Source organism: Burkholderia vietnamiensis LMG 10929 (genome assembly GCF_000959445.1).
In the GTDB taxonomy this organism is placed as follows: Bacteria; Pseudomonadota; Gammaproteobacteria; order Burkholderiales; family Burkholderiaceae; genus Burkholderia; species Burkholderia vietnamiensis.
In genome coordinates this window covers 1,135,592-1,153,795 of record NZ_CP009631.1, presented here as the reverse complement: position 1 = coordinate 1,153,795, position 18,204 = coordinate 1,135,592, and the positions used below count along the sequence as shown (strand labels likewise).

20 protein-coding genes and 1 pseudogene are annotated in these 18,204 nt (G+C 67.4%); 4 read left to right on the top strand and 17 right to left on the bottom strand.

Annotated features, from left to right (window positions below):
- Positions 1–150 precede the first annotated feature (150 nt).
- Together AK36_RS15260 and AK36_RS15255 are read right to left on the bottom strand one after the other, a co-directional pair.
- A complete protein-coding gene (locus AK36_RS15260) occupies positions 151–966 on the bottom strand; it encodes a MetQ/NlpA family ABC transporter substrate-binding protein (RefSeq protein WP_011886091.1) in 816 nt (271 codons plus the stop codon).
- Between the two features lie 184 nt (positions 967–1,150).
- A complete protein-coding gene (locus tag AK36_RS15255) occupies positions 1,151–2,719 on the bottom strand; it encodes a methyl-accepting chemotaxis protein (RefSeq protein WP_045578760.1) in 1,569 nt (522 codons plus the stop codon).
- 200 nt (positions 2,720–2,919) lie between these two features.
- Between AK36_RS15255 and AK36_RS15250 the strand changes: the two genes are divergently transcribed.
- Entirely contained in the window at positions 2,920–3,210 is a 291-nt protein-coding gene (locus tag AK36_RS15250; RefSeq protein ID WP_011886093.1) for a YciI family protein, read from the top strand.
- A 161-nt stretch (positions 3,211–3,371) separates the two neighbouring features.
- Here the strand turns inward: AK36_RS15250 and AK36_RS15245 are convergent, their stop codons facing one another.
- The 5 genes from AK36_RS15245 to AK36_RS15225 are packed head-to-tail and all read right to left on the bottom strand — an operon-like array spanning position 3,372 to position 7,454.
- The gene (locus tag AK36_RS15245) at positions 3,372–3,989 is read right to left on the bottom strand and encodes an SCO family protein (RefSeq protein ID WP_014723689.1); all 618 of its coding nucleotides are present in this window, start codon (positions 3,987–3,989) and stop codon (positions 3,372–3,374) included.
- Positions 3,990–4,007: 18 nt separating this feature from the next.
- A complete protein-coding gene (cyoE, locus tag AK36_RS15240; protein WP_011886095.1) occupies positions 4,008–4,910 on the bottom strand; it encodes a heme o synthase in 903 nt (300 codons plus the stop codon).
- Between the two features lie 8 nt (positions 4,911–4,918).
- Positions 4,919–6,031 carry a COX15/CtaA family protein gene (locus tag AK36_RS15235; protein ID WP_014723690.1) on the bottom strand — a complete coding sequence of 371 codons (1,113 nt, stop codon included), beginning with the start codon at positions 6,029–6,031 and terminating at the stop codon, positions 4,919–4,921.
- A 25-nt stretch (positions 6,032–6,056) separates the two neighbouring features.
- The gene (locus AK36_RS15230) at positions 6,057–6,683 is read right to left on the bottom strand and encodes an SCO family protein (protein ID WP_014723691.1); all 627 of its coding nucleotides are present in this window, start codon (positions 6,681–6,683) and stop codon (positions 6,057–6,059) included.
- A gap of 60 nt (positions 6,684–6,743) precedes the next feature.
- On the bottom strand, positions 6,744–7,454 hold the full coding sequence (locus tag AK36_RS15225; protein ID WP_011886098.1) for an SURF1 family protein: 711 nt from the start codon (positions 7,452–7,454) through the stop codon (positions 6,744–6,746).
- 84 nt (positions 7,455–7,538) lie between these two features.
- On the opposite strand from AK36_RS15225, the gene AK36_RS15220 reads away from it, so the two are divergent.
- Positions 7,539–7,748, top strand: coding sequence for a twin transmembrane helix small protein (locus AK36_RS15220; RefSeq protein WP_011886099.1), 210 nt, complete (start codon positions 7,539–7,541; stop codon positions 7,746–7,748).
- Positions 7,749–7,986: 238 nt separating this feature from the next.
- Here the strand turns inward: AK36_RS15220 and AK36_RS15215 are convergent, their stop codons facing one another.
- From AK36_RS15215 to AK36_RS15180, 8 genes are all read right to left on the bottom strand, one after another.
- Positions 7,987–8,844, bottom strand: coding sequence for a cytochrome c oxidase subunit 3 (locus AK36_RS15215; protein ID WP_011886100.1), 858 nt, complete (start codon positions 8,842–8,844; stop codon positions 7,987–7,989).
- A 139-nt stretch (positions 8,845–8,983) separates the two neighbouring features.
- Positions 8,984–9,184 carry a DUF2970 domain-containing protein gene (locus AK36_RS15210; RefSeq protein ID WP_011886101.1) on the bottom strand — a complete coding sequence of 67 codons (201 nt, stop codon included), beginning with the start codon at positions 9,182–9,184 and terminating at the stop codon, positions 8,984–8,986.
- Positions 9,185–9,200: 16 nt separating this feature from the next.
- Positions 9,201–9,809, bottom strand: a complete 609-nt coding sequence (locus tag AK36_RS15205; protein WP_011886102.1) for a cytochrome c oxidase assembly protein — start codon at positions 9,807–9,809, stop codon at positions 9,201–9,203.
- Positions 9,810–9,844: 35 nt separating this feature from the next.
- A complete protein-coding gene (locus AK36_RS33975) occupies positions 9,845–9,985 on the bottom strand; it encodes a cytochrome oxidase small assembly protein (RefSeq protein WP_006760728.1) in 141 nt (46 codons plus the stop codon).
- Positions 9,986–10,077: 92 nt separating this feature from the next.
- Positions 10,078–11,685 (bottom strand): cytochrome c oxidase subunit I, encoded by a 1,608-nt coding sequence (gene ctaD / locus AK36_RS15195; RefSeq protein ID WP_011886103.1) that lies wholly within the window; start codon positions 11,683–11,685, stop codon positions 10,078–10,080.
- Between the two features lie 43 nt (positions 11,686–11,728).
- Positions 11,729–13,315, bottom strand: coding sequence for a cytochrome c oxidase subunit II (gene coxB / locus AK36_RS15190; RefSeq protein WP_011886104.1), 1,587 nt, complete (start codon positions 13,313–13,315; stop codon positions 11,729–11,731).
- Between the two features lie 53 nt (positions 13,316–13,368).
- The gene (locus AK36_RS15185) at positions 13,369–13,893 is read right to left on the bottom strand and encodes a DUF2244 domain-containing protein (RefSeq protein ID WP_045578759.1); all 525 of its coding nucleotides are present in this window, start codon (positions 13,891–13,893) and stop codon (positions 13,369–13,371) included.
- A 195-nt stretch (positions 13,894–14,088) separates the two neighbouring features.
- Positions 14,089–15,054 carry a methyltransferase domain-containing protein gene (locus AK36_RS15180; protein WP_045578758.1) on the bottom strand — a complete coding sequence of 322 codons (966 nt, stop codon included), beginning with the start codon at positions 15,052–15,054 and terminating at the stop codon, positions 14,089–14,091.
- A gap of 82 nt (positions 15,055–15,136) precedes the next feature.
- Between AK36_RS15180 and AK36_RS15175 the strand changes: the two genes are divergently transcribed.
- Both AK36_RS15175 and trmL read left to right on the top strand, forming a co-directional pair.
- The gene (locus AK36_RS15175) at positions 15,137–15,949 is read left to right on the top strand and encodes a ComF family protein (RefSeq protein ID WP_045578757.1); all 813 of its coding nucleotides are present in this window, start codon (positions 15,137–15,139) and stop codon (positions 15,947–15,949) included.
- Positions 15,950–16,066: 117 nt separating this feature from the next.
- Positions 16,067–16,537: a tRNA (uridine(34)/cytosine(34)/5-carboxymethylaminomethyluridine(34)-2'-O)-methyltransferase TrmL gene (gene trmL / locus AK36_RS15170; RefSeq protein WP_014723697.1), complete on the top strand. Its 471-nt coding sequence runs from the start codon at positions 16,067–16,069 to the stop codon at positions 16,535–16,537.
- Here the strand turns inward: trmL and AK36_RS15165 are convergent.
- Both AK36_RS15165 and AK36_RS15160 read right to left on the bottom strand, forming a co-directional pair.
- A pseudogene (locus tag AK36_RS15165) lies at positions 16,510–17,069 on the bottom strand (O-acetyl-ADP-ribose deacetylase). The gene trmL and the pseudogene AK36_RS15165 overlap by 28 nt on opposite strands.
- A 121-nt stretch (positions 17,070–17,190) precedes the next feature.
- Positions 17,191–18,189, bottom strand: a complete 999-nt coding sequence (locus AK36_RS15160) for an NAD(P)H-dependent glycerol-3-phosphate dehydrogenase (protein WP_034192543.1) — start codon at positions 18,187–18,189, stop codon at positions 17,191–17,193.
- Positions 18,190–18,204 lie beyond the last annotated feature (15 nt).

Sequence of the window (18,204 nt, the reverse complement as noted above, 5' to 3'; positions counted from 1 at the left end):
ACAGTCTCGGCACGAAACCGGCCTTTCGTCAGATGAACGCAGCGCATGCCGCACGCGCCGCCAGCGGCCACGGGCCAGCACCCGCCCCAATGAAAAAGGGCCTGCGCGCGGCAGGCCCTTCGGGTCGGCAATCGGACCGGTGTGCGGCGTTCAGAACGACGCGACCATCGAGCCCTTGAACTGCTTCTTGATGAATTCGCGCACTTCCGGCGACTGGTACGCGCTGACCAGCTTCTTCACCCACGGCTGGTCCTTGTCCTTCGCGCGCACGGCGATCAGGTTCGCATACGGGCTCGTCAGCGATTCGAGCGCGATCGCGTCCTTGGTCGGCTGCAGGTTCGCGGCGAGCGCGTAGTTGGTGTTGATCACGGCCGCGTCGACGTCCGACAGCACGCGCGGCAGTTGCGCGGCGTCGAGCTCGGAGATCTTCAGCTTCTTCGGGTTCTCGGCGATGTCGAGCACCGTCGCGTTGTTGCCGCCCGTGCCGGCGCCGGCCTTCAGCTTGATCACGCCTTGCGTCTGCAGCAGCAGCAGCGCGCGGTTCTCGTTCGACGGATCGTTCGGCACCGCGAGCTTCGCGCCTTGCGGCAGATCCTTCAGCGCCTTGAACTTCTTCGAATACACGCCGATCGGCGAGATGTAGGTCAGGCCCGCGCTGACGATCTTGTAGCCGCGCTGCTTCACCTGGCTGTCGAGGTAGGGCTGGTGCTGGAAGCTGTTCGCGTCGAGGTCGCCCGCGTCGAGCGCCGCGTTCGGCTGCACGTAGTCGTTGAACTCGATGACCTTCACGTTCAGGCCTTGCTTCTCCTTCGCGACCTTCTGCACGACCTGCCACACCTGCGCATCCGGGCCGGCGACCGTGCCGACCTTGATCACCTTGTCTTCGGCGTGGGCGCCCGCCGACAGCGTCAGCGCGGCACCGGTGGCCACCACGGAAAATACCTTCAGGAGACTGCGACGCTTCATCTGTTTCTCACTTCGTTGCTAACTGAAATAGGGGCGCGATACGGGTATCCCCGGACTCGCAGGAAGGGGCAAATGGTGTCACAGGATCGCGCGGAAGTGAAATACATCCCGCTCATATATGTATGCACCGCAACGGGGCCGACGAACGACCGCCGCCACGGCCACCGGCCGCCGGCCGGATGAGTCAGCGCGCGCCGCCGGCCGCCTCGGCGACGCGGAACGCGCCGATCGCCTCGCGCAGCCGCCCGGCCTGCTCCTGCAGCGACGCGGCGGCGGCCGCGGCCTCCTCGACGAGCGCCGCGTTCTGCTGCGTCACCTGGTCCATCTGCGTGACGGCGCGCCCGACCTGCGTGATGCCGCTTGCCTGCTCCTCCGACGCGGCCGCGATCTCGCCCATGATGTCGGTCACACGCGCGACGGCCTGCAGGATCTCCCCCATCGTCGTGCCGGCCTGGCCGACCAGCGCCGAGCCGTTGCGCACGCGCTCGACCGAATCGACGATCAGCGCGCGGATCTCCTTCGCGGCCGTCGCGCTGCGCTGCGCGAGCGAGCGCACCTCGCCCGCGACCACCGCGAAGCCGCGTCCCTGCTCGCCCGCGCGGGCCGCCTCGACCGCCGCGTTCAGCGCGAGGATGTTGGTCTGGAACGCAATGCCCTCGATCACGCCGATGATGTCGGCGATCTTGCGCGAGCTGTCGTCGATCTGGCCCATCGTGCCGATCACGCGGCTCACGACGTCGTGGCCGGTGCGCGCGATCTCCGACGCGTTGTTCGCGAGCCCGCTCGCCTGCCGCGCGTTGTCGGCGTTCTGCTTCACCGTCGCGGTCAACTGCTCCATGCTCGCGGCCGTTTCCTCGAGCGACGCGGCCTGCTCCTCGGTGCGCTGCGACAGGTCGTTGTTGCCCGACGCGATCTCGCGGCTCGCCGACGCGATCGACTCCGCCGACTGACGAATCCCGCCGATCGTCGCCTGCAGGCGCGCCTGCATGTCGCGCATCGCGGCCATCATGCTGGTGCGGTCGTCCGCGCGCACCGGCACCGGCTGCGTGAGGTCGCCCTGCGCGATGCGGGCCGCCAGCGCGGCCGCTTCGTCCGGCTCGCCGCCCAGGCTGCCGCGCACGTTGCGGATGATCACGAGCATCGCCGCGCTGATCACGAAGCCGATCACCAGCACGACCGCGAGGTGGCCGAACAGCGTGCGGTAGTAGACGGTATCGATGTCCTTCAGGAACACGCCGCTCGAGATGTTCCAGTCCCACGGCGCGAAGCGCGTCACGTAGCTGATCTTCGGCACCGCGGTCTCGCTGTGCGGCAGTCGCCCGCGATACTCGGCGAAGCCGCTGCCGGTCGCCTTCGCGGCGTTCAGGATCGTGACGAACAGCGGCTTGCCGTCCGGATCGAGATAATCGCCGACCTGCGTGCCGACCAGTTTCGGCAACGTCGGGTGCATCAGCACGACCGGCTTCGAATCCATCACGAACACGTAGCCCGACTCGCCGTAGCGCATCGCGGCGAGGCTCGCGAGCGCGTCGCGCTTCGCGTCGGCCTCGGGCAGCGTGCCGCTCTGCGCGAGCGCGTGATACGCGGCCACGATGCCGGCCGCCGAATCGACGAGATTCGCGATGCCTTGCTTGCGTTCGGCGAGCATCGTCGCGCGCGTCTCATATGCGCTCCATGCGCCTACGCCCAGCAGACCGATCCATACCAGCGCAAGCGCGAGCCACAGCTTGCGGTTCAAACTCATTCTGCTCATCTACGTGCCTTGTTGTCGAAGTCATGCCCCGCTGCGCGCCGACGGCCAGCCGCGCGCAAACGGTTGCGTACGTATTTACGGCAGCGACGCTTACGACTTGAATACAACCGGCCGGCGCACGGCACGACACCGGTGCGCGCCTGTGCTACAAAGACCGGCTGGCCGGCGCGCAGCGCGCCGGCGCCATTCCGGGATCATCCATGTACGTCATCGACATCCAGTACCATGCGTCGCTCGAGCGCATCGACGATGCACTCGAACGCCATCGCGCGTATCTGCAGCCGCTGTTCGAGCGCGGCATCTTCATCGCGGCGGGGCCGAAGGTGCCGCGCGAAGGCGGCGTGATTCTCGCCGCGCGCATCGACCGCGACGAACTCGACGCGATTCTCGCCACCGATCCGTTCGTGACCGAAGGGCTCGCGACCTATCGCGTCACCGAATTCCGGATCACGCGCGCCGCGCAGGGTTTCAACGTGCCGGCGCTGCCGTGACCGACGCGGCGGCGCATGAACGCACGCGCGCACGACGTGCGCACGCGCATCGTGCATCGCGATCGGACAGGAAAGAGGGAAGCAGGCGTGACGGCGGCGCCGTCACGCGTCGCGCCGGGCAGCGGCCCGCGCGCTGAGGCGCCGAGGCGGCTTGGCGCCGCTCAGTCGACCAGCAGTTTCAGGTCGTGGACCCACGGGCCGGGGCCCTGGCCGTCGCGCACGAACAGGCGCAGCTTGCCGTCGCGATCGAACACGTAGCTCGCGGCGGTGTGATCCATCGTGTAGCTGCCGGGCGTCTTGCCGGGCACCTTCGCGTAGTACACGCGGAAGTCCTTCGTGACCTTCTTGAGCTGCGCTTCGTCGGCCGGCCGCAGCCCGATGAACGACGGATCGAACGCGGGCACGTACTGGCCGAGCAGCGCCGGCGTGTCGCGCTCCGGATCGACGGTGACGAACAGCACCTGCACCCGCTTCGCCGCATCGGGGCCCAGCTGCTTCAGCGCCTCGGACAGCTCGGCCATCGTGGTCGGGCACACGTCCGGACAGTGCGTATAGCCGAAGAACATCACGACCGCGCGGCCCTTGAAGTCGGCGAGCGTGCGCACCTTGCCGGCGGTGTCGGGCAGCGAGAAGTCGGTGCCGAACTGCGTATTGCCGGTGATGTCGAGATTCTGGAATTTCGGCGCGTTGTCGCAACCGGCGAGCAGCGTCGCGGCGGCGAACGCGCACGCGAGCAGCCAGCCTTGGCGCGCGCGGCGCCCGAACCGTGAATGGAGCATTGCGTTCAAACCGTGCAGTTACACGCCGAGCAACGGGCGCGCATAGTGATCGACGAGCAGCGCGGCGAACAGCAGCGACAGGTAGACGATCGAGTAGCGGAACGCCTTGCGGGCGAGCGCATCCGAATAGTCGCGGTAGATCTTCCACGCATACGCGAGGAACACCGCGCCGAGCAGCACCGCGCTCGTCAGGTAGACGGCGCCGCTCATGCCGGAAATGAACGGCATCAGCGTGACGGCGAACAGGATCACCGTGTACAGCAGGATGTGCAGCCGCGTGTATTGCTCGCCGTGCGTGACCGGCAGCATCGGCAGCCCCGCGTTTTCGTAATCCTTGCGGCGATAGAGCGCGAGCACCCAGAAATGCGGCGGCGTCCACACGAAGATGATCAGCACGAGAATCCACGCGTCGCCCGGCACCGCGCCGGTGACCGCGGCCCAGCCGAGCGCCGGCGGCATCGCGCCCGACGCGCCGCCGATCACGATGTTCTGCGGCGTCATCGGCTTGAGCAGCAGCGTGTAGATCACCGCGTAGCCGACGAACGTCGCGATCGTCAGCCACATCGTCAGCGGGTTCGTGAACGTGTAGAGCGTCCATGCGCCGATGCTGCCGAGCACGGCCGAGAACAGCAGGATCTGCGGCGTCGTGATCTCGCCGCGCGCGGACGGCCGCCACGCGGTACGGCGCATCATCGCGTCGATCTTCTGCTCGACCAGACAATTGATCGCGAACGCGGCGCCGGCCAGCAGCCAGATGCCGACCGTACCGCCGATCAGCACGCGCCACGGCACCATGCCCGGCGTCGCGAGGAACATGCCGATCACCGCGCAGAACACCGCGAGCTGCGTGACACGCGGCTTCGTCAGCGCCATGTACTGCGAAAACCGGCTACCGGGCGATTGGGAGAGGATGCTTTGCATGGGGGCGGTCACGCCGGGGCGGCGTCGCGCGCGGGCTGCACGACACGGCCGGGGCGGCTTGAAAGGATGCGAAAGTTTAACATGACGACGAGCAGCAGCAGGATCGCGGCGCCGCCGTTGTGCGCGACGGCGACCGGCAGCGGCCACTGCAGCACGATGTTGGTCAGGCCCGTCAGAAACTGCAGCAGCACGACCAGCAGCACGCCGTTCGCCGGCCGCCGCAGCGACTCGAAGCGGCGCATCTTCAGCGCGAACGCGACCAGATACGCGACGACGACGAACGCGAACGTGCGGTGCGTCCAGTGGATCGCGACCAGCGCGTCCTGCGTGATCGCGTCGCCGTCCTTCGTCATCCCGAGCGCGCGCCACAGATGGAAGCCCTGGCCGAAATTCATCGGCGGAATCCACTGGCCGTTGCAGGTCGGGAAGTCGGTGCACGCGAGCACCGCGTAGTTCGTGCTCACCCAGCCGCCGAGCGCGATCTGCACGACCAGCAACACCAGCGCGGCGAGTGCGGCGGCGCGGTAGCGGCCGGCCTCCGGATCATGCGCGGGCAGCGGCGTCTGCCGCGCCGCGAGCCAGCCGAGCGTGCCGAGCAGCGCGAGGCCGAGCAGCAGATGGGTCGTGACGATCACCGGCTGCAGCTTCATCGTGACGGTCCACGCGCCGAACGCGCCCTGCACGACGATCAGCAGCAGCAGGCTCGTCGGCCACCACGGCGACACCGACAGCGGGCGGCGGCGCAGCCGCGCCGACCACGCGATCACCACCTGCGCGATGATCAGCACGCCGATCGCCATCGCGAAATAGCGGTGGATCATCTCGATCCACGCCTTCGACATGCTGACGGGGCCGCTCGGCATCGCCTGGTGGGCGGCCGTGATCGCCGCGTGCGCGATGAACGGCGACGACGTGCCGTAGCAGCCCGGCCAGTCGGGGCAGCCGAGGCCCGAATCGGTGAGACGCGTGAAGCCGCCGAACATCACGAGGTCCAGCGTCATGAAGGTGGTGACCCACACCAGCTTGCGGAACTTGTCGTCGTCGGCCTTCACCCACACGTACGACAGCGGCAGCAGCGCGATGCACAGGCCGATCAGGCCGAGTTGCAGTAGATACGACATCGAATGTGTGCCTCGTTGTGTCGCCTTAACCGATGCTCGACCACTTCAGCAACTTCGTGACGTCCGTCTTGATCTTGCTGGGGTTCGGGTTCTTCGGGAAACGCATCATCAGGTTGCCGTTCGGATCGACCAGGTAGAGGTGGTCGCTGTCCGTCGTGCCCGCGTCGGCCGGCAGCCATGCGGCGACCGCGGCCGGATCGGCGACCAGCCGCCGCGTGTCCGGGTAGGCCTCGAGCACCTTCGGCGGAATCGCGCCCGCATCGCTGCGCAGCCACACCATCGTCAGCCGGTGGCGCTCGCCCGCCTGCGTGACGCGGATCTGGCGCATGAAATAGAGCTTCTGCGCGCAGGCATCGTCGCATGCGCTGCGGTCGGTCATCACGAACAGCCACACGCCGCGCAGCGACGCCAGCGGCACCGTCCTGCCGGTTTCGTCGGTGACCTGCAGGTCGGCCGGGATCGGCCGCTGCGGCTCGATCAGCGTGCCGTAGTTGGTCGAGCCGCCCTTCGGCTTGATCACGTAATAGGTGAAGTACGACGCGATGATCGGCGCCGCGCACACGAGCCCGAGCAGCACGAGCATCCAGCGGCCGCGCTTGCGCGCCGCCGGCGAAACCGGCGTCGCGGCCGGACCCTGACGGGAAGATTGCATGGACAAATCAAACCTCTCGAAACGAACCCGCGGCGCCGTCGCCGCGTCCGGGCACCGCGCTCACGCGTCGGCCGACTTCTTCGCCGCCCGCCGCGCGGCGTACAGGCCGAAACCGAGCGCGGCTGCGGCGATGCCCCACCACTGAAACATGTAACCGTAATTGCGCTCGACGCCGGTCGTCGCGGCCGGCCAGTCGCGCACGAGCCGGTCGCCGTCGTCGCTCGTCTGCTGGATCACGAACGGCTGCAGCGGCAAGCCGGTTTCCTTCGCATACGCGGCCACGTCCAGGTTCTGGCGGATCTTCTGGTGCGCGGCCGAGCCGCCTTCGCCGAGCTCGAACGCACGCGACGCGTCGGCGCGCGCGATGCCTTCGATCTCGATGTCGCCCGCGGGCGTCGAAAACGGCTCGATCGCCGTGCGATCGGCGATGTTGCGCGGCAGCCAGCCGCGATTCACCAGCACGACGCCGCCGCCCGCGAGTTTAAACGGCATCACGACGTAAAAACCCGGCTGGTCGTTATACGGCCGATTGTCGAGGAACACCACCTGCTCGGGCATGAAGCGGCCTTTCGCCCGCACGCGGTGAAACTCGATCGACGCCAGCGCAACCGGCTGCGCGCCCAGGTCGACCGGCGCGGCGTGCTCGTAGCGCACGATGTCCGCCTGCAGCGCCTCCTTCTGATGCGCGCGGTCGCGCTGCCAGAAGCCGAGGCGGATCGCCGCGGCGACGACGGCGAGTATCAGCAGCGCGGGCAGCCAGCGGATCTTCATCGCGCCGCCCACCGGCCGCAGCCGCGAAAGCGAAGTGAGATAATTATCCGCTTCCTGTCGAATTGCCGTCGTCCGGTTCGTGTCATGCACATCCTCGTTCCCATCGCCTTCGTCCTGATCATCGCCAGCATGGGCTCGGCGCTCTACTTCATGATGCACGACCGCGGCCACACGAAACGCATGGCCTGGTCGCTCGCCACCCGCGTCGGGCTGTCGGTGTCGCTGTTCCTGTTCATCCTGTTCGCGAACTGGATGGGCTGGATCCATTCGACCGGCCTGCCCATCGGGCGTTGATGGATTCGGTGCGGCGGCCGATGCCGCGGCAACCGACGCTGCGGCAGCCGGTGCTGCGTCTGCCGGGGCCACAGCAGCCACTGTGACATATCGCCGCACACCGGCGCCGCCAAGCAAAAGCGCCGCCTGACTGAGTCGCGGCGGCGCCCGGTGGCGTCGGGCGCGCGGCAACCGTCAGCTGCCCGCACCCCGCCAATCTGAAACGGCCCGCGCATCGCTGCGCGGGCCGTCGTTCCATTTACAGCCAGTAGACGACGACGTACAGGCCGAGCCAGACGACGTCGACGAAGTGCCAGTACCACGCGGCGCCTTCGAATGCGAAATGGTGATCCGGCTTGAAGTGGCCGCGGATCATCCGCACCAGCACCACCGCGAGCATCGTGCCGCCGAGGAACACGTGGAAACCGTGGAAGCCCGTCAGCAGGAAGAACGTCGAGCCATAGACTCCCGAATTCAGCGTGAGGTTCAGTTCGTTGTACGCGTGGTAGTACTCGAAGCCCTGCAGGAACAGGAAGCAGACACCGAACACGAGCGTCGCGGCGAGCCATGCGATCGCCTTCTTGCGGTGATCGTCGCGCAGCGCATGGTGCGAGATCGTCAGCGTGACGCCCGACGACAGCAGCAGCGCGGTGTTCAGCGTCGGGATCGGCCACGGCCCCATCGTCTTGAAGTGACCGGCGAGCGCGCCCGGCCCTTCGTTCGGCCACACGGCGGAGAAGTCCGGCCAGATCAGCTTGTAGTCGAGGCTGCCGAGCTGGTGCAGCGCGATTTCACGGGCGTAGAACAGCGCGCCGAAGAATGCGCCGAAGAACATCACTTCGGAGAAGATGAACCAGCTCATGCTCCAGCGGTACGACTTGTCGACGTTCTTGCCGTAATGACCGCCTTCCGACTCGGAAATCGCGTCGCCGAACCAGTGATACAGCGTGAAGAGCAGCCACAGCAGCCCGAGCAGCGCCGTAAACGGCGCCCAGTCGTGACCGTTGAGCCACAGCGCCACCGACCCAAGCATGACCAGCAGGCCGACGGCCGCGCTGATCGGATGCTGCGACGGATGCGGCACGAAATAGTACGGGGTCTGGTTTTGACCGCTCATGCTTGATTCTCCACTTCAGTCCAATTTGTGTACCGGAAACCGCTCCGGTCTTATTTCTGGCGCGGCGCGACGGCCGCCACTCTTTCCCGTACGCGGCGCCCGGGGCGCCACGCACTGCATTCTTTCGTCGCCGCGGGCGTCAGCCCACGACCGCACGCACGATCAGGATCAGCACGCCGATGAACATGCCGGCCGCGATCAACGCGACGATCAGCACGTGCAACGGATTGAGCTGCGTCGCATCGGCTTCGAGATCGCGCCGCTTGCGCACCCCGAAGAACGACCACAACACCGCCCGTACCGCCTGGCCGAACGTCCCGCTCCGCTTGGTCTCCGTCATCGCCCCGTCTCCGTGGTCATGCGGCCGGTTTCGCCGCGCCCTGCTCCGCGCTCTTGCGCGGCGCCGGCGCCGGCGCGGCCGGCGTATTGAGCTCGAAGAACGTGTACGACAGCGTGATCGTCTTCACGTCCTTCGGCAGTTTCGGATCGATCACGAACACCACCGGCATCTTGCGCGACTCGTTCGCGGCCAGCGTCTGCTGCGTGAAGCAAAAACACTCGATCTTCTTGAAGAACTCCGTCGCCTGCTTCGGCGCGTAGCTCGGAATCGCCTGCGCCACCACCGACCGGGCCTGCCCGTTGGTCACGTCGTAGACGATCGTCGTCAGCTCGCCCGGATGCACGTCGAGGCTGTTGTGCTCCGGCTTGAAACCGAGCGGGCCGCGCGCATTCGCATCGAACTCCACCGACACCGTGCGGCCGTAGTCGACCTGCGAGCTCTTCGCCTCGCGTGCGCTGACATCGCGCTGCACCAGATTGTTGATGCCGGTGATCTGGCAAATCGCGCGATACATCGGAATCAGCGCGAAGCCGAAGCCGAACATCAGTGCGGCGACGACGAAGAGCTTCACCAGCATCGAACGATTGAACGCCCGATCGACGGCGCCTTCTTCCGGCTTCGACATACGACTACTTCCTCGCTACTGCGTCAGTTGCTGCATCAGTGAGTGGACAGCCACCACTGCTTGATCACGACACCCACAAAGAAAACGGCGGCGATGACGAGCAGGATGAGGCCGAGCCGCTTGTTGCCCGCGCGAATCTGCTCGGGCGTTCGTCTTTCTTGTGGATTCCGGTTCATCTGGAACTTCGCTGAAACTGCGCTGAAACTTCGGTCCGGCGTCCGCCGCTGCCTGCCTGCACGGCAGGCAGCGGCGGAACGCACGGCGTAACTTATTCCACGTGCGGCGGTTGCTCGAACGTGTGGAACGGAGCCGGGCTCGGCACCGTCCATTCGAGGCCCGTCGCGCCGTCCCACGGCTTGTCCGACGCCTTTTCGAGGTCGCCGCCGCCACGGTAGGCCGGCAGCGCGACCGCGAACAGGAAGTACACCTGCGCGAGGCCGAAACCGAATGCACCGATCGTCGCGATCTGGTTGAAGTCGGTGAACTGCGCCGGGTAGTCCGCATAGCGACGCGGCATGCCCGCGAGGCCGACGAAGTGCATCGGGAAGAACGTCAGGTTGAAGAAGATCATCGACGACCAGAAGTGGATCTTGCCGCGCGTCTCGTTGTACATCCAGCCCGTCCACTTCGGCGACCAGTAGTACCAGCCCGCGAACAGCGCGAACAGGGAACCGGCCACCAGCACGTAGTGGAAGTGCGCGACCACGAAGTAAGTGCCGTGGTACTGGATGTCGAGCGGCGCCATCGCCAGCATCAGGCCCGTCAGGCCGCCGAACGTGAACACGAACAGGAAGCCGATCGCGAACATCATCGGCGTTTCGAACGTCATCGAGCCGCGCCACATCGTCGCGAGCCAGTTGAACACCTTCACGCCCGTCGGCACCGCGATCAGCATCGTCGCGTACATGAAGAACAGCTGACCGGTGACCGGCATGCCCGTGGCGAACATGTGGTGCGCCCAGACCATGAACGACAGGATCGCGATCGACGCGGTCGCGTACACCATCGAGCTGTAGCCGAACAGCGTCTTGCGCGCGAACGCCGGGATCACCTGCGACACGATCCCGAACGCCGGCAGAATCATGATGTACACCTCGGGGTGGCCGAAGAACCAGAAGATGTGCTGGTACATCACCGGGTCGCCGCCGCCTGCCGCGTTGAAGAACGACGTGCCGAAGTGGCGATCGAACAGCACCATCGTGATCGCGCCCGCGAGAACCGGCATCACGGCGATCAGCAGGTACGCGGTGATCAGCCAGGTCCATGCGAACATCGGCATCTTCATCAGCGTCATGCCCGGTGCGCGCATGTTCAGGATCGTCACGACGATGTTGATGCCGCCCATGATCGACGACGCGCCCATGATGTGGACCGCGAAGATCGCGAAGTCCATGCCCGGGCCCATCTGCGTCGACAGCGGTGCGTACAGCGTCCAGCCGGCGGCCGTCGCGCCGCCCGGCGCGAAGAACGAACCGACCAGCAGCACGGCCGCGACCGGCAGCAGCCAGAAGCTGAAGTTGTTCATCCGCGCGAACGCCATGTCGGATGCGCCGATCTGCAGCGGAATCATCCAGTTAGCGAAGCCGACGAACGCCGGCATGATCGCGCCGAACACCATGATCAGCCCGTGCATCGTCGTGAGTTCGTTGAAGAACTCCGGACGCATGATCTGCAGGCCCGGCTCGAACAGCTCGGCCCGGATCGCGAGCGCCATCACGCCGCCCGACAGGAACATGATGAACGAGAACAGCAGGTACAGCGTACCGATGTCCTTGTGGTTGGTGGCGAACAGCCAGCGGCGCCAGCCGTGCGGTGTTTCGTGCGCGTGGTCGTCGTGCGCGTGGCCCGCGGCTACGTCGTGCCCGATGCTAGACATGAGAATCTCCTAATGCGAATACGTCGACTAACTCAGCGACACGTCAAGCCGCCGGCCCGATCTCGACGCGCCGCGCTTCCTTCGCGTCGGCGCCGCCCGTGATCGTTTCCGGCTTCTTGAGAACAATGTGGTCTTCCGCCACGCCTGCAGCCTTCAGCGCATCGCGCACGGCTTGCGCGCGGCGCTTCGCGAGCTCCGCATTGGCGTCGGCCGAGCCCGACTTGTCGGTGAAGCCCGACAGCGCGAGCTTCGCGTCCGGATGCGCCTTCGCATAGTCGGCCGCGGCGGCGATCGCCGCCTTCGCGTCGGCCGGCAGCACGCTCTTGCCCGTTTCGAAGTAGACCGTGGACACTGCCGCCGCTGCGGCCGGCTGCTCTGCCGCGCCCGACGCGGCTTGCGCCGGCGCCGATGCCGCGTCGGCCGGTGCGGCCGCGCCTGCTGCGTCTTCCGGCATCTTGCCGTTGCGTGCGTCGGCTACCTGCTTCGGTTGCAGCAGGTCGTTCTTGTGGTTGCCCCACGAATTGCGTTCGTAGGTGATGACCGATGCGATGTCGAGGTCCGACAGCGACGCCCACGACGGCATCGCGCCCTTGCCGTGCAGCACGCGCTCGACGTGGCCGGCGATCGGGCCGTTCACGATCGCGCTGCCGTCCATCGCGGGAAACGCGCCGAGGCCCTTGCCGTTCACCTGGTGGCAGGCCGCGCAGTTCGCCTTGTAGACTTCCTCGCCGTGCGCGACGAGTTCGGCCATCGTGTAGACCTTGTTCGGATCGACCGCTGCGTTCGCGAGCTTGCCCTTCTGCGCGCTGACCCACTTCGCGTAGTCTTCGTCCGACAGCACTTCGACGACGACCGGCATGAACGCGTGTTCCTTGCCGCACAGTTCGGTACAGAAGCCGCGGAACGTGCCGACCTTGTCGGCCTTGAACCACGTATCGCGCACGAAGCCGGGGATCGCATCCTGCTTCACGCCGAACGCGGGCACGTACCACGAGTGGACGACGTCGTTCGCGGTCGTGATGATCCGGATCTTCTTGTTGACCGGCACGACGAGCGGGTTGTCGACTTCCTGCAGATAGGTTTCGGTGATCGGCTTCTTGCCCATCACTTCGTCACGCGGCGTGCTGAGCGTCGACAGGAAGCTGATGCCCTCGCCCGGGCCCTTCACGTAGTCGTAGCCCCACTTCCACTGATAGCCGGTGACCTTGATGGTGAGATCGGCGTTGGTGGTGTCCTTCATCGCGACGACGGCCTTCGTGGCCGGCAGCGCCATCAGCACGACGATGATGAACGGCACGATCGTCCAGATGATTTCGACGGTCGTGCTTTCATGGAAATTGGCGGCCTTGTGGCCTTTGGATTTGCGGTGCGCGAAGATCGAATAGAACATCACGCCGAACACGCCGACGAAGATCACCGTACAGAGGATCAGCATCATCGTGTGGAGATCGTAGAGCTCCTCGGCGATCTTCGTGACCGGCGGCTGAAAGTTGATCTCGTTGACGCGGGGGCCGCCCGGGCTATCACCGACCGCCAGAGCAGCGCCGGCAAAGAGCAGACCGCTGCATGCCAGCACGCCCGTGAGGGCTCGCTTGATTGTTTTCATAGCATCCTTACCCAAAATTTCCATTCAAACCCTCCCCCGTCGCAAGCCTCCGGCCCTGGGCCGGTGCCTGCGCCTCGTCAGCCGCAGCGCCTGAGCGACACGCGCAGTTCGTCGGCGAACTGCGCACGCTTGTACTGCGCGAGATGCTGCCCGATTACGACGGTCTGCCCGCGCGATACCAGTCGAATCGGATCGCGTGGCGTCGCACCCGGCTCGACCCGCACCCAGCGCGGGTTGAATTCGATCTGCGTGAACCGCTCCGCATCCATCCGCTCGATCACGAGCCGGTGCGGAAACAGCCTGATACGCTCGTAATCGACTGCATGGCGCGCATAGATCGCGAACGCGACGCCTACCGCCAGCAATTCGATCCCGGTGAAGGGCATGACGAGCCACGCTCCCCGCCACATCAGCAATGCCGCGATCACCAGCGAGAAGCCCGCGAGCGACACGTAAAACAGCACGAACTGCCGCGGCGATACCGAACAGTTGCGTTTCATGAGCCAGTCTGCGATGACCGGTTCGCCGTTCGTCGACTCCGCCAAAACACTCGCTGCTTCCATCGCCGCCTCACGCGAATGGCATGCGATGCATGCCTGCATCGGACTCGTCGCACCGTATTGCGGGGACCCCGGGGCGACAAGCTGACGCATTATAGGCGCGTTCAATGGCATCCACAAGCAAGCGACTATCGGCCCGCGAGCCAAGCGCCACAAGCCTCCTGGCCGTTTTTCGGATCACTTCGACCGCGCTTCGCGCCGCTAATTTCTGACATAACAAAACCGCTCTTTACCGCTTCACCGATTCTTCGGACGCCCCTTGCCGATATCCTCGACGCGCACGATCCCGTGTCCGTCCGCGGTCGTGCGCGGCACGGCTTTCCACGCGTGGCCGTAGATCACCTCGAACGTCAGCGCGATCGTGCCGTCCGCGCGGCGGCGCGCTTCCAGCGCCTCGCAGAGCGCCGCGCGAAAGCGCCGCGTCGCGCGCTGCGGCGCGACGCGCTCGAACGGATACGCGCCCCAGCGACGTACGTCGGCCAGCAGCGAATCGGGCGTCTTATATGTAACGGTGAGCACTTCCTGGTCCATCACGGGGATCTCGAAGCCGCTCTCGACGAGCATGTCGCCAAGGTCGTGCATGTCGACGAAATCGATCACGCGCGCGACGGGCGGCGCGATGCCGAGCGCCGCTTCGGCGTCCGCGCAGGCCGCGCGCAGCTCGCGCAGCGTATCGGGGCCGAGCGTGCTGAACATCAGCAGGCCGTTGACGCGCAGCACGCGCTGCCATTCGGGAAACACGGTATCGGGACGCGAATGCCAGTGCAGCGCGAGATTCGACCAGATCAGGTCGAATGCGCCGGCCGCGAACGGCAGCACCGAGAAGTCGGCCTGTGCGACGCGCGCGCCGCGCTGGCCCAGCGCGCGGCCGAGCGAGGCGGGCAGCCAGCGGCGCCAGCTGGTCTGCTCGACTTCGCGCTGGCCCGCGCGCGCCAGCATCGCGCCCGACAGGTCGACGCCGAACACCGGCGCTTCGGGAAAGCGCGCGCGCAACGCCGGCAGGTCGTCGCCCGGGCCGCAGCCCGCATCGAGCACGGCCGCGGGGCTCACCTTGATGTATTCGAGCCGCTCGTTCATCCGCTGCGCGATCTCGCGCGGCAGGAACGCAACGGCGTCGAATGCGGCCGCGCGACGATCGAAGATTCGCCGCAAACGCCGGGCGTCATTGGCCGGACGGCCGGTTGGAGTCGAAGCTGGGGACATGTCGGGCACACTGGCGAAGAGCCCGAAGTATACTCGCTCGCCTCGCGGCCTTCAGCGAGCGGGCACCTGCGGAGTGTTGGCGATGGACGGCCGTTCGTCGGCGCGCGTCACGCGCGTCGTTTTGTCGCATGCTCGCATGCTGTTGACACACGTCATTGCAGCCGCGCTGCCGAATCGGTGTGCGCTGTGCGGCAATTTGTCACATAACGTCATTTGCGAAGCCTGCGATGCCGCGTACTGGAATGAAGCGCGGCTGCGTTGCGAGGTCTGTGCGCTACCGCTGGGCGTCGGTCGCGCAAGCATGCGCAGGCCGGGCAGCCGACACGGTGGCGCTGACGCGACGTCCGCCTACCGTTGCGACGGATGCCGCGCGACGCCGCCGCCGTTCGACGCGACGCTCGCGCTCGCCGATTACCGCGCACCGCTCGACGGGCTCGCGCGCGGGCTGAAATTTCGCGCGCGCCTCGCGCTCGGTGCGGAATTCGCCGCGCGGCTCGCCTCGCGGATCGACGACACCGACACGTTGCGCCGCGCGAGCGGCTTCGACGTGATCGCGCCGGTGCCGCTCGCGCGCGGGCGGCTGGTCGCACGCGGCTACAACCAGGCGTGGGCGATCGCGCGACCGCTGGCGCGCCAGCTCGGTGTGCGCGCCGACGCGGCGCTGCTCGAACGCGTGACCGAGACCGCGCCGCAGTCGCGGCTCGACCGCCGCGCGCGGCGCGACAACGTGAGCGCGGCGTTCGCGGTGACGGGCGAGCTCGCCGGCCGTCACGTTGCGCTGGTCGACGACGTGATGACGTCCGGCGCGACGCTCGCGGCCGCCGCGCATGCATTGAAGGCGGCGGGCGCCGTGCGCGTGACGAATCTGGTTGCGCTGCGCACCGCGAGGGATTAATTAGATGGACAGCAAAGAGGCCGGCCGCCCGGATGCGGCGCCGGCCGCCACGAACCGGCCGGCCGGGGCGGAGCAGCAGCGTTGCTCCGCCCCGGCCGGCCCAGCCAGACCCAACCCATGTTCAACGTCGTTCTCGTCGCCCCCGAAATTCCGCCGAACACCGGCAACGTGATCCGCCTGTGCGCGAACACCGGCGCGCGCCTGCATCTGATCGAGCCGCTCGGCTTCCCGCTCGACGACGCGAAGATGCGCCGCGCGGGCCTCGACTATCACGAATACGCGGAAATGCGCGTGCACCGCGACTGGGACGCGTTCGTCGCGGCCGAGTCGCCCGATCCCGCGCGGATGTTCGCGTTCACGACCCGCGGCTCGGGGCGCTTCCACGACCACGCGTTCGTACCGGGCGACTGGTTCGTGTTCGGCTCCGAAACCCGCGGACTGCCGGCCGAGCTTCTCGAGCGCTTTCCGGGCGAGCAGCGCGTGCGCCTGCCGATGCGGCCCGGCAACCGCAGCCTGAACCTGTCGAATACGGTGGCCGTGGTCGTGTTCGAGGCTTGGCGTCAGGCCGGCTTCGAAGGCGGCGCCTGAACGGCGGCGCGCGGCCGCGCTAGATGCGCGCGATAGAGGTCGTAGATGTCCGGCGCAAAGCACGCGAACACCACACGTGCGAGGTTCGGCGCCTGCGGCAGCATGTCGATTACCGTGCCGACCGCGATGTCGACGGCGTCTTCAGCCGGATAGCGGTACACGCCGCAACTGATCGCCGGAAACGCGATCGACGTCGCGGCGACTTCTTCGGCGAGTTCGATGGCGCGCCGGTAGCACGACGCGAGCAGCCCGGCTCGCCGCGCGCACCGCCGTACCAGACGGGGCCGACCGCATGAATCACGTAGCGCGCCGGCAGCCCGTGCCCGCGCGTGAGCTTCGCGTCGCCGGTCGCACAGCCGCCGAGCGTACGGCATTCGGCCAGCAGCCCGGGGCCGGCCGCGCGATGGATCGCGCCATCGACGCCGCCGCCGCCGAGCAACGAGCCGTTCGCGGCGTTGACGATCGCGTCGACGTCGAGCGTGGTGATGTCGACGAGTTGCGCGTCGAGCGCGGTGGAACCGATCTGCAGCATGACGCTCTCCCGAAAGCTATGGCGACGGTTCGAGCGTAATGCGCTTTCGCGCCGCGCGCGTTGCGCGAAGGCACGCGGGCGCGAGAACGGCGCGCTGCGCCCGCACCGACGCGTCAGCGCGTCATTCGGCGCGCGCGTCGCGGCGCAGCAGCCCGCTCACCGCATCGCGCGGTGCGACGCCGTCGAACAGCACGCCGCACACGGCCTCGGTGATCGGCATTTCGATCGCCTGCGCGTGCGCGAGTGCGAGCACCGCCTGCGCGCAGCGCACGCCTTCGGCCACGTGGCCGAGCGCGCCGAGGATGTCGGCCAGCGAGCGGCCGGACGCCAGTTGCAGCCCGACCGTGCGATTGCGCGACAGGTCGCCCGTCGCGGTGAGGATCAGGTCGCCGAGGCCCGTGAGGCCCGTGAAAGTTTCCGCCCGGCCGCCGAGCGCCACGCCGAGGCGCGACATTTCGGCGAGGCCGCGCGTGATCAGCGCGGCGCGCGCATTGAGCCCGAGCCCGAGGCCGTCGGCGATGCCGGTGGCGATCGCCAGCACGTTCTTCACCGCGCCGCCGACCTCGACGCCGACCACGTCGTCGCCCGTATAGATCCGCATCGCGCCGTGATGGAACGCCGCAAGCGTGCGCTCGCGGCACGCGGCCGACGCGCTGGCGACCGTCAACGCGACCGGCAGCCCGAGCCCGACCTCGCGGGCGAAGCTCGGCCCCGACAGCACGCCGTTGCTGCGCTGCTCGGGCAGCTCGGCCGCGATCACCTGGTGCGGCAGCAGATGCGTGTCGGCCTCGAAGCCCTTGCACACCCACACCACGTGCGCCGGTACGCAGCGCGCGTCGCGCATTGCGCGCAACAGCGTGCGCAGCCCGGCCACCGGCGCGCCGATCACGCACAACGCGTCGTCAGCGGCGCCGTGCGCGAGCGCGGCGTCGAGATCGGCGTCGTAGCGCAGCGCATCGGGCAGCGCGATGCCTTCCAGATAGCGGGAATTTTCGTGCCGGGCCTGTAGCCCGGCGATCAGCGCGGCGTCGCGCGCCCAGAGAAGCGTATCGTGCCGCGCGGCCAGATGGCCCGCGAGCGCGGTGCCCCAGGCACCGGCGCCGAGAACGGCTACTTTCATACCCAGCACCGGTCC